The sequence below is a fragment of the Ancylobacter rudongensis genome, from assembly GCF_900100155.1.
Taxonomy (GTDB): Bacteria; Pseudomonadota; Alphaproteobacteria; order Rhizobiales; family Xanthobacteraceae; genus Ancylobacter; species Ancylobacter rudongensis.
Genome location: NZ_FMTP01000009.1, coordinates 137,445 through 161,720, shown reverse-complemented (window position 1 = coordinate 161,720; position 24,276 = coordinate 137,445). Strand labels below are relative to the sequence as shown.

Sequence of the window (24,276 nt, the reverse complement as noted above, 5' to 3'; positions counted from 1 at the left end):
CGCCGGATCAGTTGCCGGCGATGAATTCCGCCCATTTGGCGCTGAGAGCGTCGTAGTTCTTGACCCAGTAATCGACGTTCTGGTTGTAGGCCATCGCCTGCTTCTCGGGCGTATTGGTCATGAACGAGGCGGTGAGCTCGTCCACCTTGGGCGTGGCGTCGACATTGATCGGCGAATAGGAGGTCGTCTCGGCCATCACTTCCTGCGCGTGCTTGCCGAGATAGGCATTGACCAGCGCATAGGCGGCATCCGTGTCCTTCACGCCGACGGGGATGGCGATCTGGTCCTTGACGACGATCCAGTCCTTCCAGACCGGAACGTATTTCGCCCCGTTGGCCAGAGCCGCCTTGCCACGGCCCGACCAGACCATGACCATGTCCGCCTCGCCCGACTCCATCATCTGCTGGCTTTCCGCGCCTGTGGTCCACGGCACCAGATGCTCACGGATCGAGCGCCACTTGTTCAGGCCGCGGTCGATATCGGCGGGGAACATCTTGTCCTGCGGCACGCCATCGGCGAGCAGGCCGAGTTCCACCATGTAGCCTTCGGCGTCGGCATAGCCGGGAATGCCGCGCGTGCCGGGAAACTTCTCGACATCGAAGAAATCAGCCCAGCTCTTGGGCGGGTTATCGCCGTATTTTTCCTTGTTATACAGGAACATGACGGCATAGTTCATCGCCGGGACGCTGCACGGTCCAACCTGGCCGGGCGGGATCTTGGAGGTGTCGATCTTGCTGAGATCCAGCTTCTGGAACAGCGTGCCGCAATGGACGAAGGGCGTGTAGTCGCCCGTATCCACCACGTCCCACACGACGTTGTTCGATTCGACCTGCGCCTGGATCTTGGCGTTCTCGGTCGGCCCGTCCGACAGGAGAGTGACGCCGGACTTCTTGACGAAATCCTCCAGCGCCTTGATCTGGCCGTCCTGGAAGACGCCGCCATAGGACACGAAGGTCAGCGTCTTGCCCTTGAGCGAGCCTTCGGCGACCTCGCCGGCGACCGGACCTTCGGCCCGAGCCGCGCCGGCCAGCGCCATGCCGATGGCGGCGAGGGTGGCGATGCCGGTGAGTGTGCTCCGCTTCATCATTCTCTCCTCTGGACTATGCCTCTGGGGCTTATGTTTTGCCGTGTGAACTCGCCCGCCACGGAGGGACAGCGCCCGTCCCGTGGCGCGCCTGCGCTACTCACCGTTGGCGCGGTAAGTATCGAGATAGGTCGCCGTCGAGGTCGGCGGCGAGATGATGAACAGCACCTCGGCCGTGACATCGCCGATATTGGCGACGCGATGCGGGACCGAGCTCGCATATTCGACGCTGTCGCCCGCGTGCATGTCGTGATGATCGGCGCCCAGCTCCAGCCGCACGGACCCCTTCAACACGATGAACATCTCGTGCGAGTCGCCATGGGTGTATTGCTCGGGACCGGTCGAGCCGCCGACATCGAATTCCGAGACATAGGTTTCGAAATGGGTCAGCGGGCGGCGCGACAGCAGCATCTTGCGCTGGCCGTCCGTCACCGGCAGCGCCGGGCGTTGCGCGCGGCGCAGAACCGGGTCGCGGGTGATCTCCGGGGTCGAGAACAGTTCGGAAATGCTGGTGCCGAAGCAGTTGGCGATACGGATCAGCGTCGAGGCGCTGGCCCCCGTGAGCCCGCGCTCCAGCTGGCTGAGAAAACTCGCCGACGTGCCCGTCGCGTCCGCCAGCTGGCGCAGCGACAGGCCATTGGCCCGCCGCAGCCGCCGCAGCCGCTCCGCCACCAGGCGCAGCGTGTCGGTCTCATCGGGAACGGGGCGCGCTGCGGGGTCCATCTCGTCCTTGATCCGGCGTCACTTAACAAACGTTAAGTCATGCCAAACAGAAGTTCAATGGGGCCTGAACGGGAAAAATCCATCCCGATACCTTTGCGGCTGCCGTCGGGTCCCGCCTTGACCGGACGCGCCCGCTCCTGCGCCGGCACGGGCCGATGCCTTCGGGCAGATGAGGCTATCGCCCGACGTCGTTCAGCCGACCTCCAGATGTTTGTAGACCGTCGTGCGGGAGATGCCGAGCCGGCGCGCGGTCTGCTGGATATTGCCGCCGGTCGCGGCAAAGGTCTCGCGGATGCGCCGGCAGCGGTCGCGGCTCAGCGCGTGCGGAGCGCAATGGGCGCAGGTCGGCGCGCCCTCGCCGCCACAATCCGCGCCGTCCAGCAGGGACACGCCCTCGCCCTCCGCCTCGATCGCGGCGCGGCGGAGCCAGGACTGCAGCTCGCGTATGTTGCCGGGCCAGGGACGCTGGCGCAGGCGCTCGATCACCACCTCGTCCATCGAGACATTCGCCGCGTGCCGGGCCAGCAGATGGCGGAGGATGGCATCGAAATCGCCGCGCTCGCGCAGCGGCGGGATCTCGATGGAGAGCCCGTTGAGCCGGTAATAGAGATCGGCCCGGAACTCGCGCGCGGCGACGGCGGCGGCGAGGTCCCGGTTGGTGGCGGACACGATCTGCACATCGAGCGTCGCGGCCTTGCCGCCGCCGAGCGCGCGCACCTCCATCGTGTCGAGGAAGCGCAGCAGCGTGGCCTGTGCCGCGAGCGGGATTTCGCCCACCTCATCGAGAAACAGCGTGCCCCGGTCCGCCAGACGCAGCAGCCCCGGCGCCCCCTCGCTGCGCGCATTGGTGAAGGCGCCCCGGTCATGGCCGAACAGTTCGGCGATGAACAGCGATTCCGGCACGGCGCCGCAATTGATCGCGACGAACTCGCCGGCGCGGCCGCTGAGCGCATGGACATGGCGGGCCATCAGTTCCTTGCCGGTGCCGGTTTCGCCATGGATATGGACGGCCAGCCGTTCGCGGGTGGCCGCCGCCAGACCGCGCATCCGCCGAACCAGCAGCGGGTCCTCGCAGACGAAGGCGGCAGCCGGCGCGGCAAGAGGTGTGGCCGGCGTGGTCGGCGCCGGCAGGCGACGGGCCGGAGGCGCGACCACCGGCGGCGCGGCGAAGCGCCGGCACGCGACCGAGAGCAGGCTGCCGGCCCGGTCGCGCACCCGGGCGATGCCCGCGCGGCGCAATTCGTCGACGACGCGGCCCAGGCCGGGCTCGAACAGGGCATCGAAGGGCTGCCCGCAACTGACATCCAGCCCGGCGAGCAGGGCCCGCGCGGCGCGGTTGATCGAGATCAGCTCGCCCTCCGGCGACAGCGCGATCAGGCCTGCCGACAGCGTGTCGAGATATTCGGCGCGCGGATGCAGGGCGAACAGCAGCACATCCGGCCGTCCATTGACGATCAGCCCGTTCTCGACCGCCGCCGCCGCCATGCGGACCAGAGCGTGGGTATGCTGCTGGCGCGCCTCATTGGAACTCGACGCATCGAGCAGGCCGACCAGCCGGTCCTCGGGATCGAAGATCGGCACGGCCGCGCAGCTGAGATGGCCATGGCAGGCGAAGAAATGCTCGCGCCCATAAATCGCCACCGGCGCCCGCTCGACCAGGGCGAGGCCGAGCGCATTGGTGCCGCGCCCAGTCTCCAGCCACACGCTGCCGGGCACGATGGAGCGCCCCGCCTCGCTGTCGGCGAAGTGGGGGTCGCTCAGCGCATCAAGCACCACGCCGCCGGCATCGGCAAAGGCGATCATGAAATCCGAGCCGGCTATCTGTTCATAGAGCAGCTGCATCTGCGCCAGCGCCAGACGGCGCAGCAGCGCCTGCTCCTCGCGCCGGGTCCGCACCTCGGCAAAGGCGATGACCGCCTCTTCCGGCCGCCGGGTCGGGTCGAGCCCGCCGGCGAGACAGCGCTCCCAGCTGCGGGCGATCTCCGGCGACAGCGCGCCGCCGGGCAGCCGAGCGCCCGCCTCCAGGGCGGCACGGGCATGGGCGACGCTGGACAGCGGCGGGTGAGAGAGGGGCGGCATCGGCGCTGTCCTCCAACGGTTCTTGTGGTTTTGCCGCAGGGTCGGCGCAAAACAGAGCGAAGGCAATATCCAGAAACTGGACACTGTTCGGCCGGCCCTGTTCATCGCGTGAACGCTGAAGAGCCTTCGCACCTGCAGTAAAGCGTTGATGAAGTGAAGGAATAGCGCATGGCACACTTGCTGCGATGGTTCCTGCGACGGCGACGCCACGCGCTGCCAAAAAACGGAGGACGCCATGAAGGCGCAGGTGCTGAAAAACTACGACACGAGCCTCACCGCCGACCTTTGGGTGGCGGAGGAGAACGTGCCCGACCCCAAAATCGTCAAATCCACCGATGTCATCGTCCGCATCGGCGGCGCCGGCGTCTGCCGCACCGATCTCCACATCATCGAGGGGGTGTGGAAGCCGCATATGGACCCCACCGGCGACAAGCTGCTGCCGCTCATCATGGGCCATGAGAACGCCGGCTGGATCGAGGAGGTCGGCAAGGAGGTCGAGGGGCTGAAGAAGGGCGACCCGGTGATCGTGCACCCGAAGATCACCGGCGGCACCTGCCTCGCCTGCCGTCGGGGCTTCGACATGCATGGGCCGGGCAGCTTTCCCGGCCTCGACTGCGATGGCGGCTATGCCGAGTTCATCTGCACCTCGGAACGCAACATCGTGCCGCTGCCGCGCTCGCTGGCGCCGAAGGAAGTGGCGCCCTATGCCGATGCCGGCCTCACCGCCTATCGCGCGGTGAAGAAGGCCACGCGGCACCTGTTGCCGGGCCAGAGCTGCGTCGTCATCGGTGCCGGCGGGCTGGGGCATATCGGCATCCAGTGCCTGAAGGCGATGTGCGCCGCCGATGTAATCGTCGTCGACAAGTCGGACGCCTCGCTGGCGCTGGCGACCAAGAGCGGTGCCGACCAGACCGTGAAGGCCGACGGCAACGAGGTCGAGGCGGTGCTGGCGCTGACCGGCGGCGCCGGCGCGGAGGCGGTGATCGACTTCGTCGGCGAGAAGGGCACCACCGCCAAGGGCCTCGCCATGACCCGCCCGATGGGCAGCTACTACATTGTCGGCTATGGCGAGGACATCAGGATCCCCGCCGTCGACCTGATCATTTCCGAGCGCAACATCATCGGCAATCTGGTCGGCACCTGGGCCGAACTGACCGAGCTGATGGCGCTGGCCGATCGCGGGCTCGTCGAGCTGGCGACCGCCGAATACAAGCTCGCCGATGCCAACCGGGCGCTGCACGACCTCAATGCCGGCAAGATCCATGGCCGGGCCGTCCTCGTGCCCTGACGGGTGGCGGGTATCTTGTATTCCAGAGAAGATAATGCGTGCATCGCAGCATAACGTGCCGATATGGAAGCAACTTTTACCTACCATTCTGCGCTGCACCATTTTCGCATAATGAAACACTTTCGATCGCGCGATTCGCAAAACAAATCACTCCCGCGAACCGGAACGTGTTTCATCTCCGTCAAGTCGTTGAAACACCTATTGCGACCACTTGGCACAGCACTTGCTACATTACTATTAGAACAATGCTGACGTGCCCCACGGGGCAGGCCACAAAAAGAACGAAGGGGAGAAGTCCGGGGAAGCTGCCGGCACGGCGATGAGCCGGGCCGGCGGGTCACGAGACGGTCAGGTCAGGACCGCCGTCCCGCACCCGTTACGCCAACAGCCGCACCCGGTGCCTTGTACCTTTGCCCAGGCCTTCGACGCTCGCCGCACCTGCGACGGGCGAAGGGTTGCTCATGTCTGAAGCCCAGCCGGCCGGACAGCGCGAACGCTGTGCCGCGCCCGGCGGGAGGAAATTGACCGTGGACTCCGCTCCAAGAGCAGGATGGCAAAAATGACAAGTACACTGACCCTGAACAAGATCACCGCGCAGAAAGGCATCTCCGTCGCCGATGCCGCGAAGAAGATCGCCGATCTCGGCTGGAACCCCTCCTATGTGCAGGAGGCGATGACCTTCCCGACCGACTACAAGATCACCAAGGCGCCGAAAGACCCGATGAAGCAGGTGCTTCGCTCCTACTTCCCGATGCAGGAAGAAAAGGACAACCGGGTCTATGGCGCGCTCGACGCGGCCCTGCGCGGCGACATGTTCCGCAATGTCGAGCCGCGCTGGGTGGAATGGATGAAGCTGTTCCTGGCCATCATCCCCTTCCCGGAAATCTCGGCCGCCCGTTCCATGGCGATGGTCGGCCGCCTGGCGCCCGGCGAGGACCTGCGTACCGGCTTCACCATGCAGATGGTCGACGAGTTCCGCCACTCGACCATCCAGATGAACCTGAAGAAGTGGTACATGGAGAACTATATCGACCCGGCCGGGTTCGATATTACCGAGGAAGCCTTCGGCAAGTGCTACGCCACCACCATCGGCCGCCAGTTCGGTGAAGGCTTCATCACCGGCGATGCCATCACCTCGGCCAATGTCTATTTGACCGTGGTGGCGGAAACCGCGTTCACCAACACGCTGTTCGTCGCCATGCCTTCGGAAGCGGCGCGCAACGGCGACTACGCCCTGCCGACCGTGTTCCTCTCCGTGCAGTCGGACGAGAGCCGGCATGTCGGCAACGGCCATTCCATGCTGATGTCGATGCTGAAGGAGCCGGAGAACCATCTCCTGCTCGAACGCGACATGCGCTACGCCTTCTGGCAGAACCACGCCATCGTCGATGCCGCCATCGGCACCTTCATCGAATACGGCACCACCAACCGCGACAAGAACAAGGAGTCTTACGCGGAGATGTGGCATCGCTGGATCTTCGAGGATTACTACCGCACCTACATGCTGCCGCTGGAGAAATACGGCATCAAGATCCACCATGACGATGTGCAGGCGGCGTGGAAGCGCATCACCGAGAAGCACTATGTCCACAAGATCGCGCAGTTCTTCTCGGTCGGCTGGCCGGTGAATTTCTGGCGCATCGAGGCCCAGACGGACAAGGACTTCGAGTGGTTCGAGCACAAGTACCCGGGCTGGTATGCGCAGTTCGGCGAGTACTGGAAGTGGTACGACAAGCTGTCGCATCGCGGCCAGACCAACATGCTGTTCAACCCGGACACCGGCTATGTCTATCCGCATCGGTGCTGGAGCTCGATGGTGCCCTGCGTGGTGCGCGAGGACATCGTCACCGACACGATCGACGGCAAGCTGCACACCTTCGCCCATGAGCTCGACCGCTGGACCGCGGTGGAAGCCTTCGCCAGCGAGTATCAGGGCCGTCCCACGCCGGCGATGGGCCGCTTCAGCGGCCGGCGCGAGTGGGAGAGCTGCTACCACGACTGGGACCTGGCCGACGCCATCCAGGATCTCGGCTTCGTGCGCACCGACGGCAAGACCCTCGTGCCGCAGCCGCATCTGCGCTTCGAGGAGAAGGAGATGTGGACGCTTGACGATGTGCGTGGGCACACCATCAAGAGCCCGCTGATCACCCTGCGCGAGATGAGCCCCGAGCAGCGCGAGACGCACCTCGCCGCCTACCGCGCCGGCTTCACCATCAATCCCTGCAACTGACCGTCATGCGGGACCGGCCTCGCCGGTCCCGCATCGACCGAGGTGCTCCAGAACCTAACGGGGAGGTCGCACGATGGGCGACGTCTATACCGTCCGCTTGAATCCGGTCGGCGTCGAATTCGAGGTCGAAGAGGGGGAAACCGTGCTCGACGCGGCCTTCCGGCAGGGCATCGCCTTGCCGCATGGCTGCAAGGAGGGGCGGTGCGCGGCCTGCAAATGCGTGCTGAACGAAGGTGAAGTCGAGCTCAAGCCCTATTCCACCTTCGCGCTGAACGAGATGGAGCGGGACCAGAACTATGTCCTGCTGTGCCGCACCCTGGCCTATTCGGACATCGAGGTGGATCTGCTCAATTTCGACGAGGAAATCCTCTCGAAATCGATACCCGTCCGAAGCTTCGGCGCAGAGGTGGCGCGGGTCGTCGAACTGACCCACGACATAAGGCGCCTGGAGATCGTGCTCGATCAGCCTCTCAAATTCTGGGCGGGGCAATATGTCGACATCACGCTCCCGGGGCCAGAGGCGATTACGCGCTCGTTTTCCATGGCAAATACGCCGGTCGCGGGCAAAGAACTCGCCTTCATCATCAAGAAATACCCGGACGGAAAATTCTCCTCCCGCCTCGACGGAGAACTCAAGCCCGGAACCCGGCTCACCGTCCGCGGCCCCTTCGGCACCTGTTTCCGACGGGAAGACAAGGGAGGAGCCCTGATCCTGGTCGGCGGCGGCTCCGGCATGTCGCCGCTGTGGTCGATCCTGCACGACCATCTGGAGAGCGGCGAGGACCGCGAGGTCCATTTCTTCTACGGCGCCCGCACGCCCAAGGACCTGTTCTACCTCGACGACTTCGCCCGGCTGGCGGCGGAAAATCCCCGCTTCCACTTCGTCCCCGCGCTTTCGGGCGTCGGCGAAGAGGACGACTGGACCGGCGAGCGCGGCTTCATCCACGAGGTGCTGAACGCCCATCTGCGCCGGCTGGGCTTCGGCGAGGATGTCGACGTCTATGCCTGCGGCCCGGAGCCGATGATCGAGGCTCTCGTGCCGGTGCTGCAGATGAACGACGTCTCCACCGAACGGATCTTCTTCGACAAGTTCACGCCAGCCTCAAGCCCCGCCGAGCAGCTGGCGCACGCCTGAGCGCACTCACCACAAGCCTTGGCCAGACAACGATAATTTGGGAGGACACCATGACAGCCACGCAAACGGCGCCGGTCAAGTCGGGGGCAGCCGGATCGGCCGTCTTCGCTGATTCCGACAGCCGGAAGTACCGCTACTTCGAACCGCGCGGCAAGCGCGCGACCCATTACGAGGACGTCACCGTCGACGTCCAGCCCGATCCCGAGCGCTATCTGCTGCAGGACTGGATCATCTCGTTCCCGAACGGGCGCGGCGCCTATTCCAAGGACAACACCGCCGCGCTGAGCTCCAACTGGCACCTGTTCCGTGCCCCGGACCAGGAGTGGGAGCGCACCCACTACCAGCGCCAGTCGAAGATCGAGGCGATGGTGCAGGCGGTCATCGCCAATGGCCGCAAGTCGGGCGCGCCGCTGCACTTCGACAAGGCGTGGGTGAAGGTGCTTCAGAACCATCTCGGCGCGTGGAAGCATGCCGAATTCGGCCTCGGCACCTCGCTGATGCAGGCGCAGCGCTACGGCTACACGCAGATGATCAACAACGCGACGCTGACCAACTCGTCGTACAAGCTGCGCCTCGCCCAGGACATCACGCTCTACCTCGCCGAAATCGGCATGGATATCGGCGCGTTCGACGACGAGGCCGGCAAGCGCACCTGGCTGGAAGACGTCAACTGGCAGGGCACGCGCGAGGCGGTCGAGTCCATCATGGGCTCGGAGGATTATCTTGAGCAGTACTTCGCCATCAACATCGTGTTCGAGCCGCTGGTGGGCGAATTGTTCCGCTCGGGCTTCCTCATGCAGGTGGCGTCCCCCAATGGCGACTTCATCACCCCGCCGGTGATCTCGGCGGCGGAAGCCGATTACGAGCGCAACCTCGCCAACGCCATCGACCTGTTCCACCTGCTGGCGCACGACCCCGAGCACGGCGCCCACAATAAGCGCCTGTTCCAGTCCTGGCTGCACAAGCATGTCGCCCTGGCCAACAAGGCCTCGGCCGGCCTGCAGCCGATCTGGTCGCAGCCGCATTCCAAGCCTGTCCAGTATTCCGACGCGCGCGCGCAGTCGGTCGAGCGCATCGGGAAGATCCTGGGCGAGCTCGGCCTCGACCTTCCCAAGGAGTGACGCCCATGTCCACCATGTCTCGCTCGGCCACCAACCAGAATATCTTCCAGAAGATGGGCGATCTCGTCTTCGACCAGACGATCTCGCACCAGTGCGGCGTCACCATGAACGACAGCGTCGAGGCACGCGCCATCGCCGAGTTCATGGGGCAGAAGCCCAATGTCACCATCACCTACCAGCCGGCGCTGATCCGCATCGATGGCGAAGGCAAGCTGATCTTCAAGATGGACGAGATCAGCGAGATTCTCGGCAAGGAAATGAATGCCGAGATCTTCGAGGTCAACACCTCCACCCATTATGGCCGCATGATCCGGGTCGACGACAACACCGTCACGCTGTTCGGCGACATGGATGAGATCCGCCAATACATCGAGTGAGCACCGCACGACCGTTGCCGGGGAGGGCTGGCCCTCCCCGGCACGGCGTGCCCGACACCAACAGGCGCGACGCCACGCGCCTCCAGAATTCGTCAAAAAGGGAAGAGGGTTCATGTTCAGAACACCGGACGGTGAAGAGATCTTCATCATCGATGGTCACACGCATTTCTGGGACGGTAGCCCGGAGAACCAGGCCAACATCCATGGCAAGCAGTTCATCGACTGCTTCTACGCCTACCACAACGCTCTCAGCCCCAAGGACCAGCTGTGGAGCAAGGAGCAGTTCGAGAAATACAGCGCCGACAAGATGCACCATGATCTGTTCGTCGATGGCCCCGACGACATGGCGATCGTGCAGTCGACCTATCTGAAGGAATTCTACAAGAACGGCTTCAACACCATCGAGCGCAATCTCGACATGGCGAAGGCCTATCCGGACCGCTACATCGTCAACGGCTCCTTCGACCCGCGCGATGGCGAGAAGGCGCTCGAATACATCCACTTCATGAAGGAAAACTACAACATCAAGGGCGTGAAGCTCTATACGGCGGAGTGGAAGGGCGATTCCCGGGGCTGGAAGCTCACCGACCCCAGCGCCTATCGCTGCCTGGAGCTGTGCCAGAAGCTCGGCATCACCAATGTCCATGTCCACAAGGGACCGACCATCATCCCGCTCGACAAGGATGCGTTCGATGTCCACGACGTCGACCATGCCGCGACCGATTTCCAGGGGCTGAACTTCATCATCGAGCATTGCGGCCTGCCCCGGCTCGACGATTTCTGCTGGATCGCGGTGCAGGAGACCAATGTCTATGGCGGCCTCGCCGTGGCGCTGCCCTTCATCCACTCCCGCCCGCGCTACTTCGCCGAGGTGATCAGCGAGCTGCTGTTCTGGGTCGGCGAGGACAAGATCCTGTTCGGCAGCGACTACGCGATCTGGACGCCGCGCTGGCTGGTCGAGAAGTTCTGGAACTTCGAGATCCCGGAGGACATCAAGCAGGAGCATGGCGTCGACCTGACCCGCGAGGCCAAGCGCAAGATCCTCGGCCTCAACGCCGCCCGGCTCTACAATATCGATATCGAGGCGCAGAAGGCGCGGCTGAAGGACGCCTCGCTCGCGGTCGCGGCGGAGTAGGCCCATGCCCCGCCCCGCCCGTACCGAAACTGGCGGCGATGCGCGCATCGCCGCCGTGTGGACCCAGCTCGCCGGCGTGATGGACCCGGAGCTGGACGAGTCCATCGTCGATCTCGGCTTCGTGGAAGACATCGCGATCGGCACCGATGGCCGGGTGGATGTCGCCTTCCGGCTACCGACCTACTGGTGCTCGCCCAACTTCGCCTTCCTGATGGCGGACGATATCGGCCGAGCGGTGCGGGCGCTGCCCTGGGCGCGGGAAGTTCATCCCCGGCTCGAAGACCATATGTTCTCGCAGGAGGTCAATCGCGGCACCCATCTCGGCCTCTCCTTCGCCGAGACGTTCCGCGATCTGGAGGTCAGCGACACGCTGGAGGGCCTGCGCGAGACCTTTCTGCGCAAGGCGTTCCAGCGCCGGCAGGAAGCGGTCATCCTCGGCCTGCGGCGGGCCGGCTGGTCGGACGCGGCCATCGTCACCACCGATCTCGGCACGCTCGACCGCACTGTGCTCACCGATCCCGAGGGCCTGCGCCAGAAGCCGCGCTACCGCGAGATCCTGCTGGCGCGCGGCCTTGCCGCCCGGCCCTCCGACCTCGCCTTTGTCACCCTCGACGGCGCGGCCATCACGGCCGAGGGCCTGCCGGTGCATCTGCGCGGGCTGCGGGCGATCCGCATCAACATGGAGGCCAATGGCGCGCTGTGCCGGGGGCTTCTCGATGCCCGCTACGACGAGGGGCCGCGCCAGAGGACGGCCGCTCCCTCCACCCATGCCTGCGGCGGTGCCGGAGCGTCCAGCGGATGCTGCGGCGGCTGCGCCCGGCAGACTGTCGGCCAGACCACCGGCTCCCCGCTCTCCGCGTGAACGAGGCGGCGACGCTCCGTTCCGACGTCGACCCGAACAAGCAAACAACATGACGAGGAAACAGCCATGGCAAAGATGATCCTGCATGAGGGCGAGGCGCGCCGCGCGCTCGCCCGCGGCGTCGGCAAGCTGGCGGCGGCGGTCGAATCGACGCTCGGTCCCAAAGGCATGAACGCCATGGTCGACCGGCCGATCGGCACCCCCATCGTCTCGCGCGACGGCGTGACCATCGCCTCCGAGATCGAGCTGCCCGACCGCTTCGAGAATATGGGCGCGCAGGTGGTGCGCGAGGTTTCGATGCAGACCAACGAGGTCGCCGGCGACGGCACCACCACCGCCATGGTGCTGGCCAACGGCCTCATCCAGAACGGCGTCGCGGCTCTGGAGCGGGGCGCCAAACCCGTCGACCTGTGCCGGGGCATCGACACGGCGGTGGAGCTGGTCGTGGAGACGCTGAAGGGTCGCGCCCGCCCGGCCTCCGAGCGCTCGGTGCTGGAAGCGGTGGCGACCATCGCCGCCACCAACCCGCATCTCGGCCATCTCGTCGCCGAGGCGCTGCACCGGGTCGGCCTCGACGGCATCGTCTCGTCCGACTACGGCCTCACCATCGCCACCACGCTCGACGTGGTGGAGGGCATGTCGTTCGACCGCGGCTACATCTCCCACCACATGGTGACCGACGTCGAGAAGATGGAGGTGGTGCTGCACGAGCCCTACATCCTGCTGACCGATCTCAAGATCCGCGCCCCGCAGGAAATCGCCGGCCTCCGCGCGGCGGTGGCGAAGACCGGGCGCACCCTGGTCATCATCGCCGAGGAAATCGCCCCGGAAGTGGTCGTCACCCTGCTGGGCGACGGCAATCGCGGCAAGGTGCTGGTGGTCAACCCGCCCGATTACGGCCATTGGCGCAAGGCGATGATGGACGATCTCGCCATCATCACCGGCGGCAAGGTCATCGCCCGCGATCTCGGCGGAAAGCTGGAGGACGTCACGCTCGACGATCTCGGCACCGCCCACCAGGTCCGCGCCAGCGCCCGCGAGACCGTCATAATCCGCGGCGGCGGCAACGCCGAGGCGATCGCCGCCCGCCGGGCGCAGGTAATGCGCCAGCACGAGCTCGCCCCGCCCAATATCGAGCAGGACAAGCTGAAGGAGCGCCTCGCCAAGCTCTCCGGCGGCACGGCGGTGATCTATGCCGGCGGCGTGACGCCGGTGGAGCAGAAGCGCACCCTGCAGCTGATCGACGACGCGCTGAGCGCCACCCGCGCGGCGGCGGAAGAGGGCATCGTCGCTGGCGGCGGCACGGCGCTGCTGCAATGCGCGCCGATCGTCGCGGCCCGGCTCGGCAATCTCAACGGCGATGTCGGCGAAGGCATCCGCCTGGTGCGCGAGACGCTGGCCCGCCCGGCGGCGTTCATCGCCCGCAATGCCGGCTACGACCCCGAGGCCATCGTCGAGAAGCTGATGGCGGCGGAGGACGGCATCGGCTTCGATGCCGCCACCGGCGAGATGACGGACATGATCTCGGCCGGCATCGTCGATCCGGTGCGCGTCACCTACACCGCGCTGCGCAACGCCGCTTCGGTCGCCACGCTGGTGCTCACCACCAACACGCTGATCGCCGACATCACCGATTATGTCGACCCCACCGCCGGCCCGGCGCTCGGCGGCGGCGCCGAGAGGCTCGGCCGCGCATGATCATGGCATCCCGCCGGCAGGTCCCGCCCGGCCGGCGGGCTGCCCCCCGAAAGGGTCCGGGACCCTCACGGCTCGGCACCGCGCCGGCCCCGCCCGTGCCACGGCCAGCGGCACCGGCGCGGACGTCGCTTTCGGGCTGGCGGTCGTGGCGATGGGCCCTGTGGTGGCGGGCCCGCTGGGAGTCCTGGTTGAGTGACGCTTGATTGGAAGCGTGGTAAAAACGTCGCAAATGAAGCGAAGCAGATCCTGAACGCCAAGAATTAAGGCATCTGATCTTCGCTAAAAATAAACGGGAGGGTGCTTTGGTGTATATCATCACCAAGAAGGATGGACCTCGCAAAGAGGACGTCGCCGCCAAGCAGATGATCGAACAAAATTGGGGGACGATTGATCGTCTCGCCAATCAGATTTCCGGTGGGCGCTGGCAGGACATCAAGCAGGCCCGCGCCGCCAAGACATCCGTGGCCGAATACGATCGCCGCAGCTTCATCGGTTACGCCTCGATGGAACGGGCCGCGCCGGCACGGCCCTATATCCGCATCAGCCTGAACAACCGCATCGTTGTGGTCGACGAAGACACCAATCGGCAGCTGCTGTTCCTTGGCGACATCCGGCACCGCCCGCAGGGCCGGGTCTTCTGTCTCGCCACCCGCGCCAATGGTTTCTTCGATCCGGCGCCGGACGAGGTGCTGGAGGCGCTGGCCGGGCTCGATGGCTGCGTACTCTCCGAGGACGAGCTCGACGAGCCGTTCAAGCAGGAACTCGCCGCCCGCCTCGGCTTTGCCGCGCCGCAGGTCCTCTGAGCGGGCGTCCCCGCCGGAGCCTTCGGTCCCCTTTGCGCAGATGCCGGTTCGAGCGCGGCCACGGGATATTGGGATGCAGACGGAAGCGCAGATGACAAAGCCGCCCGTTGAGCGCCGTTCGACCCCACTCCCCTCGCGCATGGACGAGGGCGAGGACGGCGCCGATCACGCGGCGGACGGTGCCTCCTACGACGCGTCGGCGACGATGAAGGCTTGGGAGAATTTCCTCGGCCGGGGCCGACCGACCGGGCCCGGCGGGCTGGTGCGCAGCGTCATCGAGCGCTCCTGGCAGCGCAGCGCCGTCTCCGGCGTCGACCCGCGCGGGCGCGGCAGCGGCCTCATCGTCTCCGCCGACGAGGTGGACGGCCTGCGCCGGCAGCATGGAGGCCTGGTGCAGGCGGCCGGCAAGACCTTCGAGCGTCTGGCCGACATTCTCGGCGAGACCGCGACCATGGTCGTCGTCACCGACCAGCGCGGCGTCATCATCGACACCGCCGGCGATCCCCATATTCTCGACGCCGCCCATGACATCCGCCTCGAGATCGGCGCCAATTGGGGCGAGACCGTCACCGGCACCAACGGCATCGGCACCGCTCTGGTGACGGGCAAGCCGGTCTATGTCCGCGCGGCCGAGCATTTCTGCGAGGGCGTGAAGTCCTGGACCTGCATCGGCGCGCCGATCCGCAATCCGCTCGACGGCAGCATCGTCGGCGTCGTCGATTTCTCCGGCCCGCAAGACATTTTCCGCCGCCACAACATCGCCCTCGGCATGATGGCGGCGAGCCATATCGAGCTCGCCCTTGCCGACCAGCTGCGGGTCGAGCGCATGCAGCTGCTCGAACTGTGCCTGGCCCGGCTGCAGGGTGGCGCGCGGGGTGACGGCTTCGTCATCCTCGACCGCCAGGGTCGGGTGATCCACCACAGCGACACCGCCGCCGCGCGCTGGCGCCATGCCCATCCCGGCACCGAGCTGCGGCTCGGCGAACAGCTGATGGACTTCAAGGGCGACAGCTGGCCGGACAACATCGCCAGCATTCCCGGCATCGACAGCCAGCGCATGGAGCCGCTGCTTCACGACGGCAGCTTCTCCGGCGCCGTGCTGCTGCTCGGGCCGACCGGCCACCCCGCCCCGGCGGTGCGGGCCGGCAGCAGCCCGGCGCGGACGGCGTTGAAGGCGGCGCGGGACGCCATCATCGGCGAGAGCGCGGTGCTCATCGAAGCCATCGAGCGGGCCGAGCGCGCCGCGCAGGGCCGCAGCGCCATCCTGCTGGAAGGCGAGACCGGGGTCGGCAAGGAGCTGTTCGCCAAGCTCATCCACGCGGCCGGGCTCACCACCGGCAAGGAGCCCTTCGTCACCTTCAATTGCGGCGCGGTGTCCAAGGATCTGCTCGGGGGCGAGCTGTTCGGCCACGCGCCGGGCGCCTTCACCGGCGCCACCCGCGAGGGCCGCGCCGGGCGGTTCGAGATCGCCGACAGCGGCGTGCTCAGCCTCGACGAGATCGGCGAGATGCCGCTCGAGCTCCAGCCCTATCTCCTGCGCATCCTTGAGGAAAACGCCGTCTATCGCATCGGCGAGGGGCGGCCCCGGCCGATCAATGTGCGGCTCATCGCCTCCACCAACCGCAATCTCAAGCTGGAGGCGGCCGAGGGGCGCTTCCGCAAGGACCTGTATTTCCGCATCGGCGCGGTCAAGATCACCATTCCTCCGCTGCGCAACCGCCATGGCGACATCCGCCTGCTGCTGCATCATTTCAACAGCCGGGTGGCGGAGAGCCAGGGCACCGAGCCGCTGCGCTTCCAGCCGGCGGTGATCGATCTGCTGGAGCGTTATGAGTGGCCGGGCAATGTCCGGGAGGTGCGCAACCTCGTCGAGTCGCTCTCGCTGATGGCCGTCGACCGCACGGTAGGGATCGACGACTTGCCGGAAGACTTCCTCGAGGACCTGCAGCCGCTGCGGGAGGCGGGCGGCGAAGCAGCGGAATGCGCCGATGCCGGGGAGCCGATCGCCCGCATCGACGAGGCCGAGCGCCGCCTCATCGAGCGTACGCTCGTCGCCTCGGGCGGCAACACCTCGGTCGCCGCCGATCGGCTGGGGATCTCGCGCAGCACGCTCTATCGCAAGCTGCAGCACTACCGGGCGAGGCACTAGCCGCCGCGCGGGAGGACAGACGGAATCGAAAGGGCGAGGCTCATATGACAGAACGGATGGACCCCTCCGGCCACGCCCGCCGGCCCGGCGAGCTGGCCGCGATCATTCTCGACAAGGTCGAGCGCGACGTGGTCTTCACCCTGCGCATTCGCGGCGAGAGCCTGGATCTGCTGTCACGGCACTTCCAGGGCTTCATCGAGCACGCGCTCGGCTCGAACGGCGTCGACTATGGCGACCATCCGCTGCTGCGGCTGTTCGTCGAATCCCATAGCCGGGAGCTCACCGATTTCGTGGTGAACGGCATGGCGCTGTCGCACCAGATCGACCTGAGGGCGTTCGAGCGTTTCGGCGGCGATTCCACCCATCTGCTGCGGGCCGATATCTGGGACAGCCTGCGCAGCTATATCGAGAGCGCCGAGCATCATTTCCTGTCCGGCCTGGGTGGCCTGCACGACATTCTGGCCGAAGTCGCCGCCCTCCGCCCCGGCACCGCGGGAGGCGCGCAATGACGGATACGCAGCACCTGCGCACCCTGCTCGGCAAGCGCCTTGAAGTGGTTCAGGAGATCGCCCGGCTGAATGCGCGCCAGCTGCAGAACCGGCAGATCGCCAGCGGCCTCGAACTGGAGGTGATGCTGTGCGAGCGCAACCTCTCGCGGGGGGAAGACGCGACCGCCGCCGCGCAGCGCCTCGCCGAGGCGCGGGCGCAGCATGCGGCGGCGGAGAACGCGCTCGCCGAGGACGCGCGCGACCTTATGGAATGGCACGGGCAGCTCGACGCGCTCGACCGCGAGATCAGTGAACCGTGAGCCGAACCGCCGGGCATCGGCAGGGAGCCTAAAGAGATGAGCACGACGGAAGCCCAGGCATCACCGCTTTTCACCCTGCTGGCGCGGCAATGGCGGCTGGAAGCGGAGGTTCAGGCCTGCACCTTCGCCCGCGACGGCGCCAGCCTTGCCTATGCGCTGGCGGATGGCACGCTCGCCTTTGTCTCGATGGAGGACCCGGAAGCGGCGGGCGTGCGCTGGCGCATGTCGATCGAGGATGGGCGCTCCACCATCTCCCCCCGCGCCCGCCCCGTTGCCGCCCCGGCACGGGTGCCGGTGGGCGAGCCCCCGCTGCGCCTGGCGGCGTTCGGCTCCTCGGGCTTTCTGGTCGGCACCAGCTCCGGGCGGGTGGTGCAGATCGGCGCCGACGGATCGACGCGTGTGATGGTCGAACATGACAGCGCCGGCGTCGACGCGCTGGCGACCTCGTGCGAGCCTGCCGCCGGTGAGCGTGCCGGCTGGGTCGCCGCCAGCGGCAGCGTCACGCGCTACGATCCCGAAGGGGGCACCGCACGGGCGATGGCGCGCTATGAGGGCACCGCCCGGGTGGTCGCGCCCGCACCCGACGGCACGCGGATCGCGCTGGGCTTCGAGGCCCGCCTTGCGCTCATCGACCTGCCCATCACCGACCCGCTCGGCGCCGATGGCGAGCCGTTCGAGACCGCGCTCGGGCCGGTGGAGGCCCTCGCCTGGTCGCCGGACGGGCGCTTTCTGGCCGCCGGCCTGCTTGATGGCGGTGTCGCCCTGATCGACCCCGCGACGCGGCGCGTGCTGCGCCTGCCGGACTATCCCGCCCCGGTGCGCACGCTGGACTGGAGCGCCGATTCCCGCTGGCTCGTGACCAGCGGCGCCTTCCGCACCATCGTCTGGGCGGTGGAGGGGAGCCACGACCGCCCGAAAACCCTGGAGACCGGCCGTTCCGGCCTGGTGGCGGTGGAGGCGGCGCGGCTGCATCCGCATCTGCCGCTGGTCGCGGCCGGCTATGAAAACGGCATGATCGTCGTCATGGCGGTGGGTCAACGCGACGAACTCGTCATTCGCGACCCGGCGCCGGGCGGCCTGCGCGACCTGAGCTGGTCGGGCGATGGCGAGCACCTGGCCTTTCACGCCGCGCAAGGCTGGGCCGGGGTGATCGACCTGCCAGCCCACATGTTCAAACAGATCAACAGGAGGGTTCCATGAGCGCGACCGACCAGACCGAGGAAAGCAAGGACATGTTCTTCGCGGAAATCGCCGCGCTCGCCGAACGGATGATCGCCGAGCACGGCCGCGATTTCACCATGGGCGCGTTCGTCCTCGCCGCCCGCTTCATTGCCGAGAAGAAGGATCTCGGCAATCGCAGCCTTGAGACGACAAACTGAACGGGACGCCCCGAGCGTCGCGCGCAGATCGGCTGAAGGAGTGGTGCGGGCCGGGGCAATCGCGCATATGATCGCCCTTGCCGTGGACGATTCGGCGGCGGGCATCCGCGCGACGGTCGAGCACTGGCGGAGTGGCGAACACGAGCCGTGCGCGCAGGCCCAAATATCTAGTCTGAAAGCTCTGTAAGGATGCCGGCGAACTGCTCGGCGCGGGCGAAATAGGCCGGCTTTATTTTGTCCATCTTGCTGGAATCCACGACCATATAGGCGATGGCCGCGCGCGCCAGAACAGCCTGCTTCACCGGCACTTCGTGGAAGTTCGAGCAGGTGACGCCGTGCTGGGCGTGCACGCCGCCGGCCGAGATGAACGCCTTGCTGATGCCGAGCCGCTCCAGGCTCCTGAGCCCCTCCTCGCCGGAAAAGGTCTGCGACGAGGCGTGGAACAGGCCACCGAGCAGGATGAGGCTGGTATTGGGCCGGGACGCCACCCGCGCGGCGATGTTCATGGCATAGGTGATGACGGTGAGCCGGCCGGTGACGGGCAGGTGCTCGATCATATGCGGCGTGGTGGTGCCGCAGTCGATGAAGATGGTGTCGTCCGGCTCGACCAGGCGCGCCGCCGCGCGGCCGGCGAGTGCCTTCGCCTCCGCATGGGCGTCCAGCTCGGCATCAAGCCGGTAAGTCGTGGCGCGCTCGCCGCCGGCCGGCAGGATGTAGCCGCCGAGATAGCTGAACAGGTCGGGCGAGGCCGCGAGGTCGCGGCGCACCGTCATCTCGGATACTGCGAGATGCTCGGCCGCGTCGCGCAGATGCAGCACGCCCGCCGCGCGCAGCCGCTCGTCCAGCCGTTGGATCCGTTCGGACTTTTTCACAGCAGCCTCCGTCCCCTGCCTTTCCATCGGCGCCCGGCCTTGACTCGTCAAGATGCGCGTGAAATGTTCGCAACAAATTTTGTGATAATCATAACAAAATACGCCAGATCGAGATCATCGATGCCAGAAAACACTCACGCGCCGCTGCGCGATCCGCGCGCGCTGGCCGGGTTCATTGACCATACCATCCTCAAGGCCGAGGCCTCTCGCGCCGAGGTGGCGCGCTATTGCGACGAGGCGCGGGCCGCTGGCTTCGCCTCGGTGTGCGTCAACGCCGTCCATGCCGGCTTCGTCGCCGAACGGCTCGCCGGCAGCGGGGTGAAGACCTGCGTGGTGATCGGTTTCCCGCTCGGTGCCGGCGGCGCGGCGGCGAAAGCCGCCGAGGCCGCGCTCGCCATCGCCGCCGGGGCGCAGGAAATCGACATGGTGATCGATATCGGCGCGCTGGTTGAAGGCGATCTCGACCGCTGCCGGGCTGACCTTGCCGCCGTGCGCGCGGCGACTCGGGGAACCGTGCTCAAGGTCATCCTCGAAACCTGCCTGCTGGACGAGGCGCAGAAAGAGGCCGGCTGCCGTCTCTCGCGGGAGAGCGGGGCCGACTTCGTCAAGACCTCCACCGGCTTTTCGACCGGCGGCGCCACGGTGGCCGATATCGCGCTGATGCGCCGGGTGGTCGGCCCCGACATGGGGGTCAAGGCGTCCGGCGGCGTGCGCGACGCCGCGACGGCGTGGGCGATGATCGATGCCGGCGCCACCCGCATCGGTGCCAGCGCCAGCGTCGCCATCGTCGGAGGCGCCGCGCCGGCCGCTGCCGGCTACTAACCCAAACCGTTGCGACGTCAACGCAATCCAAATCAACGAATGTCTGGGAGGACATCCATGAGAAAGACGCTACTGACCCTCGCCACCAGCCTGTCGCTGCTGGCGGCCCCCGCCTTCGCCGACAATGTCGTCGATGTCAGCCAGGTGCCGAAGGACATCACCGCCGCCGCCACCGGCAAGAAGTTCTCCATCGCCACCGTGGTGAAGGTCGACGGCATCGCCTGGTTCGACCGCATGGGCGACGGGGTGAAGCAGTTCGGCGCCGATACCGGCATGGATGTCTGGCAGGTGGGCCCGAGCCAGGCGGACGCCGCCGCGCAGGTGCAGCTGATCGAGAACCTGATCGCGCAGGGCGTCGACGCCATCTGCATCGTGCCGTTCTCGGTCGAGGCGGTCGAGCCGGTGCTGAAGAAGGCCCGCGACCGCGGCATCGTGGTGATCGCGCATGAGGCCTCCAACCTCAAGAATGCCGACTACATTCTGGAGGCCTTCGACAACAAGGCCTATGGCGCCCAGCTGATGGAAGTGCTCGGCAAGTACACCGGTGGCAAGGGCAAGTACCTCGCCACGGTGGGCAGCCTGACCTCGCAGTCGCAGAACGAGTGGATCGACGGCGCCATCGAGTACCAGAAGAAGCACTTCCCCGACATGGCGCTCGCCACACAGCGGCTTGAGACCTATGACGACGCCAACACCGACTATAACCGCCTCTCCGAAGCCCTCACGACCTATCCGGACGTGAACGGCATCATCGGCGGCCCGATGCCGACCTCGGCCGGCGCCGGCCGGCTGATCGCCGAGCGCGGGCTGAAGGGCAAGGTGTTCTTCTCCGGCACCGGCCTGCCCTCGGTGGCCGGCAAGTACCTCGCCGATGGCGACATCCAGTACATCCAGTTCTGGGACCCGGCGGTCGCCGGCTATGCCATGAACGAGCTCGCCGTGATGGCGCTCTCCGGCAAGAAGGACCAGATCAAGGCTGGCCTCAATCTCGGCCTCAAGGGCTATGAGAACCTCACCACCCCGGCCGGCGCCGCGCCGAACCTGCTCTATGGCCAGGGCTGGGTCGGCGTGACCAAGGAGAATATGGACCAGTACAAGTTCTGATCCGCTGTCGCGGGCGGGGTGGCACGGCTGCCCCGCCCGCGCGCGTCAGACTGAAGCTGGGCTATCCTTGGAGCTTCCCGCTCCTGCGCGAACGGCCGGGTGATCCCGGCCGGCCGTGTCCCTTTCCAGAGCGCGTGCCATGGCCGAACCACTGATCGAACTGCGCGGCGTCACCAAGCGCTTTCCCGGCATGAAGGCGCTGGACGGCGTCGATTTCGCCATCGCCCCGGCGGAGATCCTGTGCCTTGCCGGCGAGAACGGCTCGGGCAAGTCGACGCTGATCAAGATCGTCTCGGGCGTCTATGATTTCGACGAGGGCACGCTGCTGATCGACGGCATGCCGGTCGCCGGCCTCTCGCCCCGCGCGGCCATCGCCGCCGGCATCCAGGTGATCTACCAGGACTTCTCGCTGTTCCCGAGCCTCACCGTGGCCGAGAATCTCGCCATGGGCCGGCTGCTGAGCGAGGGCCGGCGCTTCATCGCCCCCGCCGAATGCCGCCGCCTCGGCACGGAGGCGCTGGCGCGGCTCGACGTGAACATCGACCTCGGCGCGCGCGTGGGCGAGCTCTCCACCGCCGACCGGCAGATCGTCGCCATCGCCCGCGCGCTGATGAGCCAGACCCGCCTCCTCATCATGGACGAGCCGACCACGGCGCTGACCGGGCGCGAGGTCGACCGGCTGTTTGCGCTGGTGCGCGAGATCCGCGCCAAGGGCATCGCCGTGCTGTTCGTCAGCCACAAGATGCGCGAGATGCTGGAGATTTCCGACCGAATCTGCGTTTTCCGCAACGGCCAGAAGGTCGAGGAAGGCCCGACCGCCGATTTCACCGAGGCCCGCATCACCCGTGCCATGACCGGGCAGGATCTGGGCCATGAACGCTATGCCTGGGCGGGCGACGCCAGTGCCGAACCGCGCCTGCGGGTGCAGGGGCTGAGCGTCGGCGAGCTTGTGCGCGACGTCTCGCTCGAACTGCGGGCCGGCGAAATCGTCGGGCTCTCCGGCCTGCTCGGTTCCGGGCGCACCGAACTCGCCCTCGCTTTGTTCGGCATGGAGCCGGACTACCGCGGCACCATCCTGCTCGACGGCAAGCCGCTGGCACTCGCCAGCGTGCCGGAGGCGGTCGAGGCCGGCATCGCCTATGTGCCGGAGGACAGGCTGTCCGAAGGGCTGTTCATGAGCCAGTCCATCGCCCGCAACGTGGTGGCCAGCGCCATCGACCGGGCGACGCGCGGACCTTTCCTGTCGGACGACGCGGTGACCGCGCTGGCCGAGCGCACCGTGACCGACATGCGGATCGCCACCACCGATGTGGAAAAGCAGGTCGGCAAGCTCTCCGGCGGCAACCAGCAGCGCGTCATCATCGGCCGCTGGCTGCTCACCGGCCCGCGCGTGCTGATCCTCAACGGGCCGACGGTCGGCGTCGATGTCGGCTCCAAGGCGGAAATCCACCGGCGCATCCGCGAACTCGCGGTCAAGGACGGCCTCGCCGTCCTGATGATCTCCGACGACGTGCCGGAGCTTCTGCACAACTGCAACCGCATCCTCCTGATGCACCGTGGCGCGATCGTCGACGATCTCGATCCGCGCGACCTTCAGGAAGACGACATCCACACCCGCTTGAAGACGCTGCGCTGATGAACCTCTTCGCCAAGCTGATGCGCCGCTCCGAGACGGCGGTCTTCCTCATCGTCGTCGCGATCATGATCGTGATCGGCGCGATCAACCCGGCTTTCTGGCAGGCCGACAATTTGTTCAACCTGCTGCGCGCCAATGTCGTCATCGGCATCATGGCGCTGAGCGTGCTGATCGTGATGGTCTCCGGCGGCATCGACGTGTCGTTTCCCGCGTTCGCGGCGGCGGCAATGTATCTCACCGTGCTGGCGATGAACGCCTATGGCTATGAGGGCGTGGTGCTGCCCTTCATCGGCGCGACGCTGATCGGCCTCATCTGCGGGCTGGCCAATGCCTTCTTCATCCACACCTTCCGCATGATCCCGCTGATCGTCACGCTGGGCTCGGCCTCGGTGGTGCGCGGGCTGCTGCTCGGGCTGGTGGGCACCTCGATCGTCAATATCGACCGGATGCCGCCGGCGCTGATCGCCTTCGGCCGCTCCAGCCTGGATGTGGGCGGGGCCAAGCTCTCGGTGATGGTGTTCGTCTATCTCGGGCTGGCGGTGCTGGTCGGGCTGCTGCTCACCCGCACCATGACCGGCCGCTCGATCTTCGCCTATGGCGACGACGCGGAATCGGCCAAGCGGGTCGGCTTCAACACGCGGCGCACCGTCTATGTCGCCTATGGGCTGGCCGGGGCGCTGGCGGGGTTCGCCGGGCTGCTGCACGCCTCGATGATCTGGCTCGCCAACCCGCGCGATTTCGTCGGCTATGAGCTCGACGTGATCGCGGCGGTGGTGCTGGGCGGCGCCTCGATTTTCGGCGGGCGCGGCTCGGTGCTCGGCACGTTGCTCGGCGTGTTCCTACTGGTGCTGATCAAGAACAGCCTCATCATCATGCGCATCGACAATACCTGGCAGGGCGTGGTGATCGGCTGCGTCATCGTGATCGCAACCGCGCTTACCGCCTGGCGCGACCGCAAGACGCTGGCGTGA

22 protein-coding genes are annotated in these 24,276 nt (G+C 66.7%); 18 read left to right on the top strand and 4 right to left on the bottom strand.

Going from position 1 to position 24,276, the window contains the following annotated elements; all coding sequences use genetic code 11:
- Positions 1-7 precede the first annotated feature (7 nt).
- From BLO63_RS18920 to BLO63_RS18910, 3 genes are all read right to left on the bottom strand, one after another.
- Complete coding sequence (locus BLO63_RS18920; protein WP_091443921.1) at positions 8-1,084, bottom strand: extracellular solute-binding protein; 1,077 nt, start codon at positions 1,082-1,084, stop codon at positions 8-10.
- A gap of 96 nt (positions 1,085-1,180) precedes the next feature.
- Positions 1,181-1,807: a helix-turn-helix domain-containing protein gene (locus tag BLO63_RS18915; protein WP_091443919.1), complete on the bottom strand. Its 627-nt coding sequence runs from the start codon at positions 1,805-1,807 to the stop codon at positions 1,181-1,183.
- Between the two features lie 192 nt (positions 1,808-1,999).
- Positions 2,000-3,886, bottom strand: a complete 1,887-nt coding sequence (locus tag BLO63_RS18910; RefSeq protein ID WP_162841843.1) for a sigma-54-dependent Fis family transcriptional regulator — start codon at positions 3,884-3,886, stop codon at positions 2,000-2,002.
- A 235-nt stretch (positions 3,887-4,121) separates the two neighbouring features.
- On the opposite strand from BLO63_RS18910, the gene BLO63_RS18905 reads away from it, so the two are divergent.
- The 14 genes from BLO63_RS18905 (at position 4,122) to BLO63_RS18840 (ending at position 18,871) form a co-directional block, all read left to right on the top strand.
- A complete protein-coding gene (locus tag BLO63_RS18905) occupies positions 4,122-5,174 on the top strand; it encodes an NAD(P)-dependent alcohol dehydrogenase (RefSeq protein ID WP_091443914.1) in 1,053 nt (350 codons plus the stop codon).
- 559 nt (positions 5,175-5,733) lie between these two features.
- On the top strand, positions 5,734-7,404 hold the full coding sequence (locus BLO63_RS18900) for an aromatic/alkene/methane monooxygenase hydroxylase/oxygenase subunit alpha (RefSeq protein ID WP_162841842.1): 1,671 nt from the start codon (positions 5,734-5,736) through the stop codon (positions 7,402-7,404).
- Between the two features lie 73 nt (positions 7,405-7,477).
- A complete protein-coding gene (locus tag BLO63_RS18895; protein WP_091443909.1) occupies positions 7,478-8,539 on the top strand; it encodes an NADH:ubiquinone reductase (Na(+)-transporting) subunit F in 1,062 nt (353 codons plus the stop codon).
- 50 nt (positions 8,540-8,589) lie between these two features.
- A complete protein-coding gene (locus BLO63_RS18890; RefSeq protein WP_091443907.1) occupies positions 8,590-9,660 on the top strand; it encodes an aromatic/alkene monooxygenase hydroxylase subunit beta in 1,071 nt (356 codons plus the stop codon).
- A 5-nt stretch (positions 9,661-9,665) separates the two neighbouring features.
- Positions 9,666-10,037: an MmoB/DmpM family protein gene (locus BLO63_RS18885; RefSeq protein ID WP_018391468.1), complete on the top strand. Its 372-nt coding sequence runs from the start codon at positions 9,666-9,668 to the stop codon at positions 10,035-10,037.
- 112 nt (positions 10,038-10,149) lie between these two features.
- Positions 10,150-11,172: an amidohydrolase family protein gene (locus tag BLO63_RS18880; protein ID WP_091443904.1), complete on the top strand. Its 1,023-nt coding sequence runs from the start codon at positions 10,150-10,152 to the stop codon at positions 11,170-11,172.
- A 4-nt stretch (positions 11,173-11,176) separates the two neighbouring features.
- Positions 11,177-12,034 carry a metal-sulfur cluster assembly factor gene (locus BLO63_RS18875; protein WP_091443901.1) on the top strand — a complete coding sequence of 286 codons (858 nt, stop codon included), beginning with the start codon at positions 11,177-11,179 and terminating at the stop codon, positions 12,032-12,034.
- Positions 12,035-12,100: 66 nt separating this feature from the next.
- The gene (gene groEL, locus BLO63_RS18870; protein ID WP_091443898.1) at positions 12,101-13,732 is read left to right on the top strand and encodes a molecular chaperone GroEL; all 1,632 of its coding nucleotides are present in this window, start codon (positions 12,101-12,103) and stop codon (positions 13,730-13,732) included.
- Positions 13,733-14,037: 305 nt separating this feature from the next.
- Positions 14,038-14,535 carry a hypothetical protein gene (locus tag BLO63_RS18865; protein ID WP_143007086.1) on the top strand — a complete coding sequence of 166 codons (498 nt, stop codon included), beginning with the start codon at positions 14,038-14,040 and terminating at the stop codon, positions 14,533-14,535.
- Positions 14,536-14,626: 91 nt separating this feature from the next.
- Positions 14,627-16,684 carry a sigma-54-dependent Fis family transcriptional regulator gene (locus tag BLO63_RS18860; RefSeq protein WP_244517977.1) on the top strand — a complete coding sequence of 686 codons (2,058 nt, stop codon included), beginning with the start codon at positions 14,627-14,629 and terminating at the stop codon, positions 16,682-16,684.
- Between the two features lie 44 nt (positions 16,685-16,728).
- Entirely contained in the window at positions 16,729-17,193 is a 465-nt protein-coding gene (locus BLO63_RS18855) for a hypothetical protein (protein ID WP_091443892.1), read from the top strand.
- Positions 17,190-17,492, top strand: a complete 303-nt coding sequence (locus BLO63_RS18850; protein WP_091443889.1) for a hypothetical protein — start codon at positions 17,190-17,192, stop codon at positions 17,490-17,492. Before BLO63_RS18855 ends, BLO63_RS18850 begins: the two co-directional genes overlap by 4 nt.
- Before the next feature lie 36 nt (positions 17,493-17,528).
- Complete coding sequence (locus BLO63_RS18845; protein WP_091443886.1) at positions 17,529-18,692, top strand: WD40 repeat domain-containing protein; 1,164 nt, start codon at positions 17,529-17,531, stop codon at positions 18,690-18,692.
- Positions 18,689-18,871 (top strand): hypothetical protein, encoded by a 183-nt coding sequence (locus BLO63_RS18840; protein ID WP_091443883.1) that lies wholly within the window; start codon positions 18,689-18,691, stop codon positions 18,869-18,871. The genes BLO63_RS18845 and BLO63_RS18840 overlap by 4 nt, the downstream gene beginning before the upstream one ends.
- Before the next feature lie 167 nt (positions 18,872-19,038).
- On the opposite strand, the gene BLO63_RS18835 is transcribed toward BLO63_RS18840, so the two are convergent.
- On the bottom strand, positions 19,039-19,743 hold the full coding sequence (locus tag BLO63_RS18835; RefSeq protein WP_244517976.1) for a DeoR/GlpR family DNA-binding transcription regulator: 705 nt from the start codon (positions 19,741-19,743) through the stop codon (positions 19,039-19,041).
- Between the two features lie 120 nt (positions 19,744-19,863).
- Here BLO63_RS18835 and deoC point away from each other — a divergent pair, with 120 nt between their 5' ends.
- The 4 genes from deoC to BLO63_RS18815 all read left to right on the top strand — a co-directional run bounded on the left by deoC (position 19,864) and on the right by BLO63_RS18815 (position 24,276).
- Positions 19,864-20,565 carry a deoxyribose-phosphate aldolase gene (gene deoC, locus BLO63_RS18830; protein WP_091443875.1) on the top strand — a complete coding sequence of 234 codons (702 nt, stop codon included), beginning with the start codon at positions 19,864-19,866 and terminating at the stop codon, positions 20,563-20,565.
- Positions 20,566-20,622: 57 nt separating this feature from the next.
- Positions 20,623-21,669: an autoinducer 2 ABC transporter substrate-binding protein gene (locus BLO63_RS18825; RefSeq protein WP_091443872.1), complete on the top strand. Its 1,047-nt coding sequence runs from the start codon at positions 20,623-20,625 to the stop codon at positions 21,667-21,669.
- 139 nt (positions 21,670-21,808) lie between these two features.
- Positions 21,809-23,305 carry a sugar ABC transporter ATP-binding protein gene (locus BLO63_RS18820; protein ID WP_091443869.1) on the top strand — a complete coding sequence of 499 codons (1,497 nt, stop codon included), beginning with the start codon at positions 21,809-21,811 and terminating at the stop codon, positions 23,303-23,305.
- Positions 23,305-24,276 carry an ABC transporter permease gene (locus tag BLO63_RS18815; protein WP_091443867.1) on the top strand — a complete coding sequence of 324 codons (972 nt, stop codon included), beginning with the start codon at positions 23,305-23,307 and terminating at the stop codon, positions 24,274-24,276. Before BLO63_RS18820 ends, BLO63_RS18815 begins: the two co-directional genes overlap by 1 nt.

Bases quoted from the DNA above. Each gene is read 5' to 3' on its own strand.
- BLO63_RS18920 (WP_091443921.1), bottom strand. From the start codon at position 1,084: ATGAAGCGGAGCACACTCACCGGCATCGCCACCCTCGCCGCCATCGGC.
- BLO63_RS18915 (WP_091443919.1), bottom strand. From the start codon at position 1,807: ATGGACCCCGCAGCGCGCCCCGTTCCCGATGAGACCGACACGCTGCGC.
- BLO63_RS18910 (WP_162841843.1), bottom strand. From the start codon at position 3,886: ATGCCGCCCCTCTCTCACCCGCCGCTGTCCAGCGTCGCCCATGCCCGT.
- BLO63_RS18905 (WP_091443914.1), top strand. From the start codon at position 4,122: ATGAAGGCGCAGGTGCTGAAAAACTACGACACGAGCCTCACCGCCGAC.
- BLO63_RS18900 (WP_162841842.1), top strand. From the start codon at position 5,734: ATGACAAGTACACTGACCCTGAACAAGATCACCGCGCAGAAAGGCATC.
- BLO63_RS18895 (WP_091443909.1), top strand. From the start codon at position 7,478: ATGGGCGACGTCTATACCGTCCGCTTGAATCCGGTCGGCGTCGAATTC.
- BLO63_RS18890 (WP_091443907.1), top strand. From the start codon at position 8,590: ATGACAGCCACGCAAACGGCGCCGGTCAAGTCGGGGGCAGCCGGATCG.
- BLO63_RS18885 (WP_018391468.1), top strand. From the start codon at position 9,666: ATGTCCACCATGTCTCGCTCGGCCACCAACCAGAATATCTTCCAGAAG.
- BLO63_RS18880 (WP_091443904.1), top strand. From the start codon at position 10,150: ATGTTCAGAACACCGGACGGTGAAGAGATCTTCATCATCGATGGTCAC.
- BLO63_RS18875 (WP_091443901.1), top strand. From the start codon at position 11,177: ATGCCCCGCCCCGCCCGTACCGAAACTGGCGGCGATGCGCGCATCGCC.
- groEL (WP_091443898.1), top strand. From the start codon at position 12,101: ATGGCAAAGATGATCCTGCATGAGGGCGAGGCGCGCCGCGCGCTCGCC.
- BLO63_RS18860 (WP_244517977.1), top strand. From the start codon at position 14,627: ATGACAAAGCCGCCCGTTGAGCGCCGTTCGACCCCACTCCCCTCGCGC.
- BLO63_RS18855 (WP_091443892.1), top strand. From the start codon at position 16,729: ATGACAGAACGGATGGACCCCTCCGGCCACGCCCGCCGGCCCGGCGAG.
- BLO63_RS18850 (WP_091443889.1), top strand. From the start codon at position 17,190: ATGACGGATACGCAGCACCTGCGCACCCTGCTCGGCAAGCGCCTTGAA.
- BLO63_RS18845 (WP_091443886.1), top strand. From the start codon at position 17,529: ATGAGCACGACGGAAGCCCAGGCATCACCGCTTTTCACCCTGCTGGCG.
- BLO63_RS18840 (WP_091443883.1), top strand. From the start codon at position 18,689: ATGAGCGCGACCGACCAGACCGAGGAAAGCAAGGACATGTTCTTCGCG.
- deoC (WP_091443875.1), top strand. From the start codon at position 19,864: ATGCCAGAAAACACTCACGCGCCGCTGCGCGATCCGCGCGCGCTGGCC.
- BLO63_RS18825 (WP_091443872.1), top strand. From the start codon at position 20,623: ATGAGAAAGACGCTACTGACCCTCGCCACCAGCCTGTCGCTGCTGGCG.
- BLO63_RS18820 (WP_091443869.1), top strand. From the start codon at position 21,809: ATGGCCGAACCACTGATCGAACTGCGCGGCGTCACCAAGCGCTTTCCC.
- BLO63_RS18815 (WP_091443867.1), top strand. From the start codon at position 23,305: ATGAACCTCTTCGCCAAGCTGATGCGCCGCTCCGAGACGGCGGTCTTC.